This is a genomic window from Fenollaria sporofastidiosus (assembly GCF_943169635.2).
Taxonomy (GTDB): domain Bacteria; phylum Bacillota; class Clostridia; order Tissierellales; family Peptoniphilaceae; genus Fenollaria; species Fenollaria sporofastidiosus.
The window spans coordinates 707204-721490 of sequence record NZ_OW968186.1 but is presented as its reverse complement, the minus strand read 5'-3'; the positions used below and the strand labels follow the sequence as shown (position 1 = coordinate 721490).

Sequence of the window (14287 nt, the reverse complement as noted above, 5' to 3'; positions counted from 1 at the left end):
TTCTACACCTCCTCCGGTTTAGTTCCGGCCATCATTAGTCCAAAGTACTCTACCGGATCTGTAGGTAATAGCTCTCCAAAAACTTTTCCTTCAAATATAACAAGTATTCTGTCAGCTATGCTTCTTAGCTCTTCAAGCTCACTCGATATTATGACTATGGATGTGTCGTGTTCTCTGTTGTACTTTTTAAGTGCTTCAAGAACTAGTGACTTCGCACCTATGTCTATACCACGAGTTGGCTCTGATACAAATAAGAATTTTGGTTCAAGGGCAAATGCCTTTGCCAAACATACCTTTTGTTGATTACCACCTGATAAGTTCTTTGCCTTTTCACTAGGACCTTGTGTCCTTATTTCAAGCTCGTCAATGTATTTAAGTGCGGCTTCTTTCATCGCCTTGTCGTCTCTGAACTTAAATGGACCAACTTTCTTAGTGAATCTATCGTTGACCATCATTGCATCGAAAGCTATGTTCCAGTCAATACCTTCGTCAAGAAGTAAGCCAACACCACGGCGGTCTTCAGATACAAAGGCTAGGTTCTTCTTCAAAACTTCCTTTGTATGTGCGATATCTAACGGCTCACCTTCATAAGTAACGCTGCCTCCTGATGGATATAGACCCATGATACCGTTTGGTATACCAAGCTTGCCTTGTCCAGCTAGACCGCACACTCCAAGTATCTCGCCTTTCTTAACTTCGAAGGAAACATCACGAACCGACTCACCCGGCATATCTACATAAAGGTGTTCAACCTTCATGATAGTTTCGTCTCCGATCTGTCTAAGCTCCTTAGCCTGTTCCTTCTTTGACATATCACGGCCAACCATCCAGCTTGCTATCTCCATGATATTAAGGTCTTTGTTTTCAGTATCTTTAATAATTTCTCCGTCACGAAGAACTATAACTTTGTCACAAACATCGATGATTTCACGAAGTCTGTGAGAGATGAAGATGATGGAAATACCTTTCTTTGCAAGTCTCTTCATCGCGTCAATCAGTATATCAGCTTCCGACTCAGTTAGTACCGCTGTCGGCTCGTCCATGATAATTAATTTTACTTTTTCTTTAGAAAGCTCTCTTGCTATCTCCAAAAATTGCTTGTGACCAACTGGCATATCCTTTGCCAAAGTCTTTGAGTTTATATCTACTCCAAGCTTTTCGATAGCTTCTTTTGCCTTCTCTTCCATCGTAGATCTCTCTAATGTTTCCAATTGCTTACCAAAGATAGCAGAGATTGGATTCTTCTTAGTAATCTCACGATTTAACAATATATTTTCTGTTGCAGTAAATTCAGGAATCAATGAAAACTCTTGATGCACCATACCGATACCGGCATTTAGTGCGTCGATAGGGTTTTTGAAGTTAACCTTTTCACCATTGATAAGAACATCTCCTTCATAGCCACCAGTCTCTTTAATGAAACTCATACCAAAGAGTATGTTCATCATGGTCGATTTACCAGCACCATTTTCTCCTACAAGTCCTAGAATCTCCCCTTCTTTAAGTTTGAAAGAAACATCCTTTAAAACATGGTTACCGGAGAAGCTTTTTCCTACATTTCTAAACTCTAATAACTCGCCCATAAAAACCTCGCCTTCCAATAATGTTAAACGGAGCAGCATGAAGCCGCTCCGTCCATTAATCAAATATGTCTATTTCTTAGATTGAAAATCTTCTAGCATCTTATAGATATCAGGAACTTCTTCATCAGTCATCTTTAAGAAACCTTTACCAAATACGTAAGTGTCTTGTAGTACTAGTAAGTGGTTCTTTCTTTCTTCCATGCTTGTTCTGTCTTTGTAAACAGTTGCCTTCCAAGCAGCACCTGGAGTCATGTCAGATAATACAGCTGCAACGTCGTCAGTGTTCATCATGTCTTTACCAGATTCAACCATTCTCTTACCAAGTTCGATTAGAGCTTGAGTTGTAGAGAAACCGTATGAATAAGTCCAAGTACCCATTCTACCAGGGTTCTTCTTAGATAATACTTCTTCTTCTTTTTCTACAATCTTAGGGAAGTCGCCAGCAGCGTCTTTAAGGTCAAGTCCTAGAGCTCCTGGATATCCAAGTATTGGAGATGGTAAGTCTTGTTCTACGAATAATGCGCCTAATTCAGCGATTTTTAAAAGCATTGGTTCAGTGTGAGCATCGTTTGTTGCAAAGAATGCTGTGTCTTTACCATACTTTTGAACCCAAGCTGGCATTTGTTCCAAAATGAAGTTTTGTGCGCCTGGGATACCGATATCACTTGTTGGGTCCGGTGCAGTTTCCATAGCAAATTCCATACCGATCTTATCACAAGTTGCTTCCATGATATCTTTTCTTAAGGACAATAGTTCGATTGACATATGTCTTGGGAAAGAAACGTGAACGAATTTCTTAGCACCCATCTTTTGAGCAGCTAGTGGGATTAAATATCCACGAGTAACGTTATCTGGGTCGATAACTAAGTCAGCTGCGCTTTCGATAAGGTTAGGGTCTTCTTGAGAGTTAGATACGAAGCAGAAAATGTCAGGACGTCTTTCCTTAACTTGCTTAAATGCTGCTGCAGTACCAGGTACACCTTGGTTAACAACGATAACTTTTAGCTTAGGGTCGTCAGCAAGAGAAACTATTTGTTGGATAGTTGTTTCTTGTTCAGCAGAGAAGTTGTCAGGATAGTTCTTGTGAACGATAAGTCCACCTTCCTTAGCATCTCCGTATTTCTTGATCATAGCTTCACAACCACGTTGTTCGTCTTCAGATTGTGATACAGTACCAGTTACAACACCGATGTGAAAATCACTAGCTTCAGTAGCTTCGCCGTCTTTAGCTTCGCCATCAGTAGCTTCAGTAGTTTTTTCGCCTTCAGTCTTGTTTGCGTCAGTAGCAGGTGCATCGTTTTTGTTACATGCTACTAGAGAAAACATCATAATTAGCGCGATTAACATCGCAAGTACTCTTTTCATCATAAAACCTCCTCGTACTTTAATGTCCTCTTAGCTTAAGATAATTTCAACGGATCTTAAGTTATAATTCAAAGAGCCTTAATCTCGTGAAGTAACTCCTCCGCCTTGATTAACTTAATGGCGTTACTAATAGTCACGATAGCTATGTTACACTTTATCAAGTGGAAGCTCTTTTATATATTATAGCACTTTATGTTATAAAAGACAAGTCTTTTTGAAATTTTTATATAAAAATTTGCAAATATGTGCATACAATACTACTTTGTGAGTATCATATGCAATATATGAACCGCCAACTTGCAATAGGTTTACTTACTTAAGCAAGAAAAGTGCTAAGTTGCTACAAAGCTTTTCATAAAAAAAAGAAGCACCCATATATATGAGTGCTACATAGATTATAGTCCTACTGCTACAATAGTTTTTCTACTTCCTTTTCAAGTGCCTTAGGTGTCTTTTGTGAAGCGAATCTATCTACAACCCTTCCTTCTCTATCGACCAAGAACTTTGTGAAGTTCCACTTAATCTCGTCACCAAGTATGCCGCCTTGCTCCTTTTTCAAAAATTTGTACAAAGGATCTGCACTCTCACCATTGACATCGACCTTTGACATCATAGGGAAAGTCACGCTAAATGTAGATGTGCAGAAATTTTTTATCTCAGCATTGTCTCCCGGCTCTTGAGAGCCAAATTGATTGCATGGAAAGCCCAAGATCACAAAGCCTTGGTCCTTATACTTTTCGTATAATTCTTCAAGACCTTCGTACTGCTTAGTAAAGCCGCACTTGCTTGCAGTGTTAACTATAAGCACTACCTTGCCTTTGTACTCAGACATAGAAACTTCTTCACCTAATATGTTCTTAACTTTATAATCGTAAAACATAAGTACCTCCTAATATATATTCTTTCAATTATATATACCCATAAGCATGAAAAAAGTCTTATGGACTTGCCACAAGACTTTTAAATCTGTTTTATGAAATCTAAATCTTTTTATTCACTATGTATTAATTTTGCAGGAAAAATTAGATGATTGAGCGACGTGGACCGACGAGGCAAGCGGAATGTACTAAACGTACATGAGCATTGCCGAGGAAGGAACGAGCTCAAGGGCTAATTTTAACGCAAAATTAACGTGAAATTTAGTCTAGTTCGTCATACATCGCTAACGCCTTTGCCCCATACGCAGTTCCTGGACCGCCATTCATCAAGATACAAGTTTTGATAACGTCAACAAGTTGTTCTCTTGTGCCGCCTGCTTTTTTAAAGCTTGTGATGTGAGCTAGCATACATGGTATGCACTTGATTGTGATTGAGATGCCTAGAGCAACCATTTCTTTTTCAATGAGTGTAGCAGCGCTTTCTTTTGTGTAAACAGCATGCAAGTCACCAAAGGCTTTCATGATTTCTGGCGCTGAATTGACTAGCTCTTTGTTCATAGCACCATTTAATTCTCTTTCTTTGTTAAAATCCATAAAATTACCTCCATTTATATATTTTTATTCTCTTCGATTATGTATTACCCATTAGCAAATGGCTTTGATATTGAATATATTTATAGTTTTGCCGTGTATTATAAGATAAAAAAATAGTAGGGAGCATCTGCCCCTACTATTTTGATTTCTATAGCTCATATATAAATTCTGTCTCTATGTTAAATCCCTTTTTCACTCCGCTATAAACCATATCCATATCCAAAGCATCTCTCATAAACTTATCTGCTTCTTCTCTTGTGATATCGTCTATATAATAATACACTTTGATCTTAATCTCGTCTATGCGCGGTGCATCATCAACGCCAACTACTTTTAGCGTACGAAGTGGGTTTGTCGTCTTTACTTCTGCCTTTGCTTCTATCTCATCTAGTGAAAGCTTCTTGATTTTGGCTTCTCTAATGATTGTGAGCATCATCGACTCCAAAATTCCTGCCAAAAATATCTCCACCGACGATAATTCTTTTTTCTCGTTATCGTATGGCAGCTCTTGGTCTGTCGATATGAAGGCCATGTCGCCGTAGCTGTTAACGGTTTTGATGTCGTTCGATGTCGCTCTCATCGTAAAATCAAAGCGGCCCATCTCTTCCGTACTATTAAAATTACCGTAGCTACTCATATTTTTCCTTCAATTCTTTAACTGCTGTCTCAAGCTCTGCTAATTTTTTGTCAATTATTTCAAGTGTTGATACAGGTCTATTTGCAAAAGTAGCGAAACCGCAGTCTGGGTTTAAGAATAATCTTTCTTTGTCAATATAGCCAAGCGCTTCTTCGGCTCTCTTGACCATATCCTCATGCGATTCAATCTCATCAGTTCTTGGATTGATAACGCCAAGACCTAGGATATAATTTTTTCTAATTTTGTCTGAAGTAAATAAGCTTTTTAGCTCGCCTGCTCTCTTTGTTGAAAATTCAAGGAATAGTGCGTCTGTATCTATGTCTTCAAATAATTTGATTAGCGGTGTATATGGTCCTTCTAGTAAAATGCTCTCGTCCTTGGACCAGTTGCCACGGCAGACGTGAAGCGCGCGTATCGACTTAGTCCTATCGATATGCTCCATGCATGACTTAATTAGGTGAGTCGCAAATTTTAGCTCCTCTGTCGGATCTTTCTTTTCTGAAAGCGCTGCACACATGAAGGTACGCGGCTTTCCTTCGGTAAATACGACTTCAGTTAAAACTGGTTCATCAAACTGAATTATGTCAACGCCAATCTTTTGAAGCTCTTCTATCTCTTCCTTATAAATCTTGATAACATCTTCGCCAAGCTCTTCCTTAGAACCGTAAGCCTTGCTAGATAAGTTATATAGCCACATTGAGCGAGTTACTAGATAGGGTCCTGGCAAAGTGATTTTTACCTTGTGATCAGTTCTTGCCTTTAGTCTCTTTAGTTCGTCACAAACGATATTGGTCTTACGAGAGACTTTTCCTGTACATATTGCGTTTTTTATGCTTATGGCTGGAACGTCAAGTATAGAAAGTATTTGTTCAAATGCTTTTTTATCGTCGATGTACTCAAGCATCTCAGACATTGACATCATTTTAACGCCATTTAACTTTGTCGATATAAATGAAACGTAGTTATCTCTTGATAATTCGCCTGATGTGACGTAGCTGATGCCGTGTTTTTCTTGCATGCGTAGGACGGCTTCTTCCTCAGCATCTATTAACTTAATAAAATCCTCTTCACTTAGAGAACCCTTAGATCTCTTTCTAAGGGCCCTTAATATATCTTCATTTCTTGGCATGCTTCCTATAAGTGAAGTGGAGAATGCCCTAGTCACGATACTTGCCGAAGAAGTCTAAATACTTATCGGCGTTAGTGATTTGTTCAAAACCACTAGTTCTGCCTTCAACCCATTCTCTAAGGCCTTCAAGGTCCATAATCTTCTTGTGTTCTGGATCATTATAGTCCATTTGAAGAAGTATCTTAGCCCAAGCTTTGAAGTCTTCTGATGGGAAGCCTACGCGAGCTGAGAATATACAGTGATCGAAGTGAGGTGTTTCGCCTAAAACTTCTAGAGCGTTTGCATCGATAGTGCCGTCCTTTGACCAAGCGTTGAAGTTTAAATCAATAGTGAAAGCGCAGTCTACATCGCCTGCCTCAAGTGCTTTCACAGCGTCAAGTTCGCCGCCAACATGGTCTCCGTTAAGGCCAACACCCTTGTCAAATCTTACTTCTTCGTAGTCTTTGCCATATTCTAAGCCTTTAGTTTTTAAATAATAGATAGGAATAAGTCTTGCTTGAGGGCTATCAAATGCGCCGAAGCCTATCTTTTTGCCCTTAAGATCTTCAAAAGATTTTATGCCTGAGCCTTTTTTAACTAGGCAGATAGTCTTTCTGTCTCTATCTGTATCTCTCATAGGACCATTTTCACTTTTTCCGTGAGTCCTGATTTGAGTTTGTAACCAAGCTAATGGTGAGTTCCAAGCGATATCAATATCGCCGTTAACAACAGCATCTACTTGTAAGTCATAGTCCTTGAAGTAAACTCCTTCAACTTCCATGCCTCTTTCTTCAAAAAATTTGTGGATCATATCCCAAATGATACTAACTTTTGGATCATAAAGAACTGCTCCAACTTTAATTTTATTAGTCATCTTTCCTCCTATGGTATTGGTTGATCTGTGATCAATTTACCAAGCCAAATTGTAAGCACGTCTACTGATGGTGCCATGATTTGACTTGCATATGCGTCTCTCATGTATTTTTCTATAGGGTTTTGTTTGTTATAGCCCTTACCGCCAGCAACTCTCATTGCATCGATAGATGTCTCAATAGCTGCTTCACTTGCGTTAACTCTAGCTGCGATGATGTCAACAACTGCATCAGCGTCGCCTCTTTCAGCCTTTTCAGCTGCAAGCTTTGTAAATGCTTCTGCTGCGTGAGTTCTGTTGTAAATCTTAGCTAAGTGTATTTGAACTGTTTCAATGTTTGCAAGAGATTGTCCTGAAGGGTATTTTCTCTTCATAGCGTGTTCGTTAGCTGCTGTAGAGATGGCTTTGCCTAGACCTGAGTAAACACTTGCTAGACCTAAGATGAAGTATGGTGCAACAACTGAGAATACTTGTGCTTGACCGCTACCCCATTCGCCAATTCTATACATATTTTCAAGTTCAACGTCCTTAAGAAGCATTGGACAAGATGCGTTGCTTCTCATACCCATACCGTTCCAAGCTTTCATTTCAAAATGAACGCCTTTTTTATCTATAGGAATTACCCAGTTATCGATTTCTCCTTCTTTTTTAGAAGGCACTAATACTAAGTAGTAGCTAGCGTATTCAGCTGAAGTAACCATTGACTTAGAACCGTTTAATACACAAGAGTTTTCTTTGTGTTCAATACCCATCTCTGGCATGTAGAAGTGAGTTCCTGTGCCAAATTCGCTGTATGCAAGTGCACATAATTTTTTATCTTCAAGAATTTCTTTAACAATCTTATTTTTAAGCTCGTCATTACCATTAGCTAAGATACACATAAGTGCTACGTTATGCATCATATAGCATAAACCAACAGATGCACAGCTTTCAGCAAGAGCCATACAGATTTGTGAGTGGTCCTTTATAGTACCGCCTTCACCGCCCATTTCCTTAGGTATCATTACCTTAAAGAAACCTTCTTCTCCTAGTTTATCAAAAATTTCCTTTGGAAATTTTGCTTCTTCGTCTAATTGTTTTGCAACGGGATCAATGTATTTCTTTGCAAATTCCCTTGCTCTTTCAAATGAATTCATAATAAACCCTCCCTTTCGTGTTTATGTCGATATCACTATCGACTTAAGTATAGCACAAGAGTGAGCCCATTACAAATTAGATTTTTCAATAGTTTCAGCCGTTTGTATAAGATTTTTTTATATATATTTTTCTCTGATATTTTAAAATTATATAAGCTGTATAAAAAAAGAGCTAGACCACTGGTCTAACCCTAAAAAACATTTAAGCTCTTGGATTTAAGCTCATTGCGACTAATGTTACATTAATGTATATCATAAGCATGGTTGCTGCGAGATAAAATACAAGTTTTATTTTGCTTGACTTGCTATCCTTATCAAACTTTTTACTTGCCCACAGAATAAATTCTGCTAGACCAAAGACAGTAAAAACAATCAATGGTGTAGTAAAAAATAGCATAGAGTCTGGACTAGAGACTCCTTTAATTGAAAACATTATTAAAAAGTATAAAATTTCTATGATTATCATTTCTTACCTCTATATAAAATAACTCACTACGCCCGCTTCACTGATATCTTTCATGCCGATGGCCTTGTAGAAAGCATTTGCTACTTCATCTTCGCCGTCGGTATTAACTTGTATCCAGCGAACGTCCTTGTACTTTTCAAAAACTTCCTTCATAAGCTTTTTCGCAAGACCCTTGCGTCTATATGCCTTCTTAACGACAAGGTCTTGCACTAAGACAACGTGTTCAGCGTCTCCTACGCATCTTACAAAGCCCACAAGCTCGCCTTCATCCATATACGCAAGTGTTAGCAATGAATTTTTTATCGCCCTACTAAGCTTTGCGTCATCGCCTAGATAAGCACTCCAGCCAGATTCTTCGTAAAGAGCCTTTATTTGTGTTAAATAGCTTTCATCTATCTCAACTAATTTCACTAGTCTATCTCCCAAACTACAGTTACAGTGTCGTTTACGTCGATATCATCAGCGTCTATGTCTATATCGAATGACTCCGATGGTGCAGCTTTTAAGCTATACGCTTCTAGGCTTAGCGGCTGAGAATATATTTTAAGCTCGCCCCACGAGTAGCTAATGTCCTCTATACCCTTAAGCTTAACACCTGCCGCCTCGCTCAAAACTTCCGCCTTTTCCTTCGCGTCCTTAACAGCTTCTCTAAGCAAATCATTCTTAGCCTTCTCCATGTCCTTAACAGTGTAGCTTATATCGAATTCCACATCAAGTGGCGAAGTGCTCACCTCATACAAAAGCTTGCCTAAGAGCTTGTTGTCATTATCGATCTTGATGTTCGAGTTATGAGTGTACTCGTAGCCAATAAACTTTCTATGTCTATGGTCTTTATCGTCATACCAAGTATCATACGATGGACTTACATCAAGTTTTGCAGTCTTAAGAAGCTCGCCATCGATGCCTGCCTTTGCAATGACAGCTTTCAAGTCCTTAGTCGCCTCGCTCGCCTTGGCGATGGTCTCAGCATAGCCAGTGTAGACCGCGCTTGATGTAAATCTTACGACAATAGTGTCTGGCTTTAATGATAATGTGCCCTTGCCTGTTACTTTTATTTGTCCCATAATAATACCTCCCTCTGCATTGATATACTTATTTGTCTTAATTATATCACAAAACAATAGCGCCCACAATATTGCTGTGAACGCTAAGATATTTTATTGAAAGCGAAATTTTTTCTCTTATATCTCTTCAATTTCTTATATACGCATAATTTCACGGAGAAAAGAAGAACCACACCCATCATCAAAGCAAGCTTTGGATGGGTCCCGTGAACCTTGGTACTTCGCACTGTGATGATTGAGCGATGTGGACCGACGAGGCAAGCGGAATGTACGAATGTACCTGAGCATTGCCGAGGAAGGAACGAGCTCAAGGGCGCATTTTATTGTGAAATTAGTTTACGTTGTCGTTTGCTTTTGGTCTTGCCACTATACTCACCACTATAAATACCACTGCAAAACCTACCATTATTAATACATTCGGAAGCATAGTGCTAAACTCTGGCTTCTCCATAAGCATGTCGTTACTCTGAATGTAGTAAAAGCCTGGAAAGACTCTTCCTAATGTCAAGGCTGTATCACCAAGCAGCTCTTGCGGAGCAAAGGAACCGCACAAGAATGACGAGCCGAGTGAGACTACATTCATCACGCCTGAGATGGCATTTTCGCTCTTAATTAGATTTGCTATCATCACCGACATGGCTACTACTGTAATCGTAAATATAAATGAGTTAAGCATCATGAGGTTGACGTGCGTCTTAGTAAAGTCATACTTATACATAAGCACGAAAAGTATCATATATAGTAGCCATAAGAACAGTCCCGTAACGATGTGGCCGAGCATCATCTGAAAATTAATCTTCGTTCTTGGCATAGGCGATACAAGGTTTCTCATAAGTATAGGCTTTTTCCTATAGACTTTGACTATGGTCGCTACAACCATGATGGCTTGCGCAAGTAAAACATAATTTAGGAAGTTAAAGTAAATGCGTGAATTATCTCTCTTAGTATCGACGCTGCCTTCTTTTATCTCAACATCAAACTTTTTATCCAAATCTTCTTTAGTATACTTAATGGCATCATCCTCACTAAAGCCTGCCGCCTCGTATGCATCTACTTGACTTAAGTAGATATTGACCTTCTCCTTAACGCTCATGCCGTACATCTCATCTGGTGCCGCCTTAAATAAAACTTTCTTCGTTTGATCAAAGTCCTTAGGTATTTCAATTGCGCAGCTAATATTGGCGTAGAAAAGCTTGTCTTCTACCAAAGATTCGTCCATGTCGATAGGCTTTGTGCAAGTCTTTAAATAATCACAAAGCGCCTTAGAAAGACTTGTCTTGGCGTTATCTTTTAAATATATTCTTACATCAATACTTTTATAAGAGGCCTCTTTTGTACCCTTTGTGCTAAAACTCATAATAACAGCAAAAATGATTGTATAAAGAATGATGGCTGTCTTGTGAGCCCATACTATTTTAAAATAATTTTTAAAGACTTTCATATTCTTTACCTCTCATGAAAAATAGTGAAGCCACTACGAATAACAAAGTAATCAAAGCTAGATTAATCATATCCCAATTAAACCTTGCCATCGAATCGTAGTAGTATAACGAATAAACTGCATCAGTCACTATTGCAACTGGATTTAACTTGTTGATGATGGGTGCCTTCTCAGCGATAATTATCTTTAAGTCCGATACCATCATACCAGCTAAAAACGACATAAGCATAGTTATGGCGATGCCTAAACCAATCTTCGTGTCTAAACTTGCCTTATTTGAAACGCCAAGCAAGACGCCAAAGGCAACACCACTTAGTGACGCTAGTAAGCTAAGCACAATAAGTGGAAGGGCTCTACCGCCAAAGTCAACCCCGAGACCATATTTTAAATAAATAATAAATATCAATATTATGACGAAGTTAATAATCCAGCTGACCAAAAGCGATGCCGATAGCATAGTGCTCTTCTTTGTTGGCGAAATTACATTACGCTTTGCATTAGTCGATAGATTTGCTTCGTATTGATAAATAACAAACATACCCCACATGTAGCCATAGATTGCCGTCATACCAAGAAGCGTGTAGAAAAACGTGTTTGTCATATCCATATTTTTACGCGAAACATCTTTTATATGATCATCCACACCCACAATTTTACTTAAATCAGTAGTCGGATCCTTTTGCATTATCCTAGCTATCATAGAGAACTTTTGTGAATACACATTCATTATCGTCTCAACTATAGTCTCAGAAATGCCAGAGCGCTTAGTATAAATCTTGTCCATTGATTCGATGTAGGCCTTAGGAGCATCTTTTTCGTCCAAAACATCCTTGTCTTTAGCTTCAGTCACATGGAAATATTCCTCGTCCTCCATCTCCTTCATAAAACGTTTAAAATTCTCATCCTTCATAAGGTTTTCATTCACAGCCACGTCTATGGTCTTGAACTTATCCATCTGTGTGATATTACCAAAGGCAAGCTTAAAGAATACTCCTAGAACTATAGGAAATATTAAAGCCCAAAATAACATTGCCCTCTGCCTTAAAAGGTATCTAAATGTATTTTTAAATGAGTGCAGCCACATACTAATCCCTCAAATCTTTGCCAGTTAATTCCAAGAAAACGTCATTAAGACTTGGCTTTTCAACATTTAGAGAGCTGTAGTGAATTTTATTCTCATCAAGAAGCTTGATTAAGTTCATTAGGTAGCCATCGCCATGAGAGAAGCTTAGTTTAACAGAGTCGTCCTTGTTCTCAAAGCTAAGCAAATTATCAAGAGCCTTGATCTTTGTAATGAGCTCCTCATTAAGTTCCTTCGATGTAAAGCTAATTTTTTCATTCATAGTGATCATGTCCTTAAGCTCCTCAGAAGTGCCCTTTGCAATGACCTTGCCCTTATCAATTATGACTATATCATCACACAAAAAGTCAACCTCGTCCATATAGTGCGAAGTGTAGATGATGGTTGAGCCCTCATCGTTAAGCTTTTTAATCCCTTCCAAGATATTGTTTCTTGATTGAGGATCGACAGCCACAGTCGGCTCGTCAAGAATGATAATCTCAGGTCTGTGAGCAATGCCACATGCAATATTAAGCCTTCTTAGCAAACCGCCAGATAGCTTTTTCGGTTTAAATTTCACGAAATCGTTAAGACTAACAAGGTCAATTGCCCTTTGTACAAGCTCCTTCCTCTCAGCCTTATCACTAATGTATAGACCGCAGAAGTAGTCGATGTTCTCGTAAACACTTAGCTCGTCATAAACAGCCACGTCTTGAAAAACAACGCCTATCCTTCTTTTAATGTCATAGGCATCAGCTTTCATCTCCTCGCCAAATATCTTTACGCTGCCACTAGTCTTCTTAAGCAGCGACAATATGCAGTTTATGGTAGTAGACTTACCACTACCATTGGGTCCAAGAAGACCAAGTATCTCGCCCTTCTTTACGTCCAAATCCAAATTGTCAACAGCAGTGAGCTCCTTGTATTTTTTAACAAGACCCCTTACCTCTATAACAGTATCCATAATTACCTCCTATATCACTATTGTCATAATTATATCACTAAAGCCATTAAAATAGTATAAAAATTATGTAAAGTGCATGTAAATATATCTAATCTGCATAATTTTTCTTGTGAAACGCCATGACATCTTTACTTTTAAGTGCATATAATGTATAATATTAACGATAAATTTTAACTAGGAGGCACATAATGAACATTATTGACAAAAAAGGAAAATTGTTTGGCTTAATAAATATCATTGACTTATTAATCATAGTTGTTTTAGTCTTTGCGATAGTCTTTGCAGCTAAGAGATACTTTATAAAGCCTGATGAAAGTAAGATGATGAGAAAGGCAAATCTAACTTTTGAGATACAAGACGTAAGGGACATAACACTTAAGTCGCTACACGAAGGCGACGACCTATTCTGGACTGACAGATCAGTTCCTATCGGTAAGATCACTAAGCTTGAAACAATATCTCACCAAGAAGCTCTTAATAAGGATGGAGACTGGGTATTTAGACCTGTCCCTGGTAAGTATGACGTAGCTATCACTGTTGAAGCAACTCTTAAAGACGATGCCAACGCATACTGGGCTATGGGCGAACAAGTTAGAGCCGGCGTTAAGTACAGTATCAAAACTAAATATATAAGCATGGAATCCTTCTTAATAGGACTTGATGTTGATGAAGAGTAGTTTTTTCGTAAGATTAATCACAAGTATATACGCGTTTTTAAAGAGAAGCTACTTCTCATCACTTACTTATAAGACTTTCAAGATGAAGGATAAAAAGTCAAAGTCTAGTATAGTAAGAAAGCTCATGGATACAGATGTCTTAGCTGATACAAAGTCATATGAGCTAATTAAGAAGCTAGAGGCGCAAGGTACCAAAACGACTACATCATCAAATGTTTTAAACTCTCTATACCTGGACAATGATATGCACACTCTTGTCTTAACAGCCGTAGCCATATTGCTCGCAAACTTTGCGCTTGGCTTTAGTATAAAAAGGACTTTAGTTCTACTAATACTTTGTATACTGGCAAAATTCTTCCAAGTGATAGTGAAGAACAAGTACTACGAGAGCTCTCTAGTATACAAGTTCTTCAGTTATGCATACAGACTTGAGAGGTAAAAAG

At 38.5% G+C, this 14287-nt stretch carries 16 protein-coding genes; 2 read left to right on the top strand and 14 right to left on the bottom strand.

The window, feature by feature from the left end; translation table 11 throughout:
- Nucleotides 1-2: 2 nt before the first annotated feature.
- The 14 genes from KO172_RS03315 to KO172_RS03250 form a co-directional block, all read right to left on the bottom strand.
- Entirely contained in the window at nucleotides 3-1583 is a 1581-nt protein-coding gene (locus KO172_RS03315) for a sugar ABC transporter ATP-binding protein (RefSeq protein ID WP_215492127.1), read from the bottom strand.
- A gap of 69 nt (nucleotides 1584-1652) precedes the next feature.
- Nucleotides 1653-2951 carry a DUF3798 domain-containing protein gene (locus KO172_RS03310; protein WP_251320113.1) on the bottom strand — a complete coding sequence of 433 codons (1299 nt, stop codon included), beginning with the start codon at nucleotides 2949-2951 and terminating at the stop codon, nucleotides 1653-1655.
- 406 nt (nucleotides 2952-3357) lie between these two features.
- Nucleotides 3358-3828 carry a glutathione peroxidase gene (locus KO172_RS03305; RefSeq protein WP_215492126.1) on the bottom strand — a complete coding sequence of 157 codons (471 nt, stop codon included), beginning with the start codon at nucleotides 3826-3828 and terminating at the stop codon, nucleotides 3358-3360.
- A 259-nt stretch (nucleotides 3829-4087) separates the two neighbouring features.
- A complete protein-coding gene (locus tag KO172_RS03300) occupies nucleotides 4088-4420 on the bottom strand; it encodes a carboxymuconolactone decarboxylase family protein (RefSeq protein WP_215492125.1) in 333 nt (110 codons plus the stop codon).
- 148 nt (nucleotides 4421-4568) lie between these two features.
- A complete protein-coding gene (locus KO172_RS03295) occupies nucleotides 4569-5057 on the bottom strand; it encodes an OsmC family protein (protein WP_215492124.1) in 489 nt (162 codons plus the stop codon).
- Nucleotides 5050-6186 (bottom strand): cobalamin-independent methionine synthase II family protein, encoded by a 1137-nt coding sequence (locus KO172_RS03290; RefSeq protein ID WP_215492123.1) that lies wholly within the window; start codon nucleotides 6184-6186, stop codon nucleotides 5050-5052. Before KO172_RS03290 ends, KO172_RS03295 begins: the two co-directional genes overlap by 8 nt.
- Before the next feature lie 28 nt (nucleotides 6187-6214).
- Nucleotides 6215-7039, bottom strand: a complete 825-nt coding sequence (locus KO172_RS03285; protein WP_215492122.1) for a phosphate/phosphite/phosphonate ABC transporter substrate-binding protein — start codon at nucleotides 7037-7039, stop codon at nucleotides 6215-6217.
- Nucleotides 7040-7047: 8 nt separating this feature from the next.
- A complete protein-coding gene (locus KO172_RS03280) occupies nucleotides 7048-8172 on the bottom strand; it encodes an acyl-CoA dehydrogenase family protein (protein WP_215492121.1) in 1125 nt (374 codons plus the stop codon).
- A 202-nt stretch (nucleotides 8173-8374) separates the two neighbouring features.
- Nucleotides 8375-8638: a hypothetical protein gene (locus tag KO172_RS03275; protein WP_215492120.1), complete on the bottom strand. Its 264-nt coding sequence runs from the start codon at nucleotides 8636-8638 to the stop codon at nucleotides 8375-8377.
- Between the two features lie 9 nt (nucleotides 8639-8647).
- Nucleotides 8648-9049 carry a GNAT family N-acetyltransferase gene (locus KO172_RS03270; RefSeq protein ID WP_215492119.1) on the bottom strand — a complete coding sequence of 134 codons (402 nt, stop codon included), beginning with the start codon at nucleotides 9047-9049 and terminating at the stop codon, nucleotides 8648-8650.
- Nucleotides 9049-9702, bottom strand: a complete 654-nt coding sequence (locus KO172_RS03265) for an SIMPL domain-containing protein (protein WP_215492118.1) — start codon at nucleotides 9700-9702, stop codon at nucleotides 9049-9051. Before KO172_RS03265 ends, KO172_RS03270 begins: the two co-directional genes overlap by 1 nt.
- A 331-nt stretch (nucleotides 9703-10033) precedes the next feature.
- Complete coding sequence (locus KO172_RS03260) at nucleotides 10034-11143, bottom strand: ABC transporter permease (RefSeq protein WP_215492117.1); 1110 nt, start codon at nucleotides 11141-11143, stop codon at nucleotides 10034-10036.
- Complete coding sequence (locus KO172_RS03255) at nucleotides 11130-12173, bottom strand: ABC transporter permease (protein WP_215492116.1); 1044 nt, start codon at nucleotides 12171-12173, stop codon at nucleotides 11130-11132. Before KO172_RS03255 ends, KO172_RS03260 begins: the two co-directional genes overlap by 14 nt.
- A 55-nt stretch (nucleotides 12174-12228) precedes the next feature.
- Nucleotides 12229-13167: an ABC transporter ATP-binding protein gene (locus KO172_RS03250; RefSeq protein ID WP_215492115.1), complete on the bottom strand. Its 939-nt coding sequence runs from the start codon at nucleotides 13165-13167 to the stop codon at nucleotides 12229-12231.
- Nucleotides 13168-13355: 188 nt separating this feature from the next.
- On the opposite strand from KO172_RS03250, the gene KO172_RS03245 reads away from it, so the two are divergent.
- Nucleotides 13356-13844, top strand: a complete 489-nt coding sequence (locus KO172_RS03245; protein ID WP_215492114.1) for a DUF4330 domain-containing protein — start codon at nucleotides 13356-13358, stop codon at nucleotides 13842-13844.
- Nucleotides 13834-14283, top strand: a complete 450-nt coding sequence (locus KO172_RS03240) for a hypothetical protein (protein WP_215492113.1) — start codon at nucleotides 13834-13836, stop codon at nucleotides 14281-14283. Before KO172_RS03245 ends, KO172_RS03240 begins: the two co-directional genes overlap by 11 nt.
- Nucleotides 14284-14287 lie beyond the last annotated feature (4 nt).

What these genes read in the sequence shown, in the direction of transcription:
- KO172_RS03290 (WP_215492123.1), bottom strand. Translation starts at nt 6,186, where the DNA reads ATGCCAAGAAATGAAGATATATTAAGGGCCCTTAGAAAGAGATCTAAG.
- KO172_RS03310 (WP_251320113.1), bottom strand. Translation starts at nt 2,951, where the DNA reads ATGATGAAAAGAGTACTTGCGATGTTAATCGCGCTAATTATGATGTTT.
- KO172_RS03250 (WP_215492115.1), bottom strand. Translation starts at nt 13,167, where the DNA reads ATGGATACTGTTATAGAGGTAAGGGGTCTTGTTAAAAAATACAAGGAG.
- KO172_RS03295 (WP_215492124.1), bottom strand. Translation starts at nt 5,057, where the DNA reads ATGAGTAGCTACGGTAATTTTAATAGTACGGAAGAGATGGGCCGCTTT.
- KO172_RS03305 (WP_215492126.1), bottom strand. Translation starts at nt 3,828, where the DNA reads ATGTTTTACGATTATAAAGTTAAGAACATATTAGGTGAAGAAGTTTCT.
- KO172_RS03300 (WP_215492125.1), bottom strand. Translation starts at nt 4,420, where the DNA reads ATGGATTTTAACAAAGAAAGAGAATTAAATGGTGCTATGAACAAAGAG.
- KO172_RS03265 (WP_215492118.1), bottom strand. Translation starts at nt 9,702, where the DNA reads ATGGGACAAATAAAAGTAACAGGCAAGGGCACATTATCATTAAAGCCA.
- KO172_RS03315 (WP_215492127.1), bottom strand. Translation starts at nt 1,583, where the DNA reads ATGGGCGAGTTATTAGAGTTTAGAAATGTAGGAAAAAGCTTCTCCGGT.
- KO172_RS03260 (WP_215492117.1), bottom strand. Translation starts at nt 11,143, where the DNA reads ATGAAAGTCTTTAAAAATTATTTTAAAATAGTATGGGCTCACAAGACA.
- KO172_RS03285 (WP_215492122.1), bottom strand. Translation starts at nt 7,039, where the DNA reads ATGACTAATAAAATTAAAGTTGGAGCAGTTCTTTATGATCCAAAAGTT.
- KO172_RS03240 (WP_215492113.1), top strand. Translation starts at nt 13,834, where the DNA reads ATGAAGAGTAGTTTTTTCGTAAGATTAATCACAAGTATATACGCGTTT.
- KO172_RS03255 (WP_215492116.1), bottom strand. Translation starts at nt 12,173, where the DNA reads ATGTTATTTTGGGCTTTAATATTTCCTATAGTTCTAGGAGTATTCTTT.
- KO172_RS03275 (WP_215492120.1), bottom strand. Translation starts at nt 8,638, where the DNA reads ATGATAATCATAGAAATTTTATACTTTTTAATAATGTTTTCAATTAAA.
- KO172_RS03245 (WP_215492114.1), top strand. Translation starts at nt 13,356, where the DNA reads ATGAACATTATTGACAAAAAAGGAAAATTGTTTGGCTTAATAAATATC.
- KO172_RS03280 (WP_215492121.1), bottom strand. Translation starts at nt 8,172, where the DNA reads ATGAATTCATTTGAAAGAGCAAGGGAATTTGCAAAGAAATACATTGAT.